A 261-nucleotide genomic window follows, 5' to 3' on the forward strand; every position below is an offset into this window, starting at 1 on the left:
GGGTTATTGACGTCTGTCAGATCGCGAAATCGTCCAGCGACTTTCCGGCTTCCAGAGCCTCTACAATCCAGCCCGGCTTTCGACCGCGCCCGCTCCAGGTCAGTTCGGGATTGTCCGGATGCCGGTATTTAGGGTCAGCCTTTTGCTTTGCAGGCTGAGCGGCCAGCATGTTTTCGAGCAAAGAAAAGCCCGCGGCCTTGGCAATCTCGCGATCAGCTGCACCTCATGGCCCAAGTTCGCCAGTTCGCGCGCTCAATAATG

Annotated in this window: 1 protein-coding gene; it reads right to left on the bottom strand. The window is 57.9% G+C overall.

All coding sequences use genetic code 11. From position 1 onward, the window contains the following. Positions 1 to 16 precede the first annotated feature (16 nt). Entirely contained in the window at positions 17 to 169 is a 153-nt protein-coding gene (locus tag ACSNOK_RS34800) for an H-NS histone family protein (protein ID WP_436784707.1), read from the bottom strand. Positions 170 to 261 lie beyond the last annotated feature (92 nt).

It is taken from the genome of Streptomyces sp. URMC 126 (genome assembly GCF_051386555.1).
Taxonomy (GTDB): Bacteria; Actinomycetota; Actinomycetes; order Streptomycetales; family Streptomycetaceae; genus Streptomyces.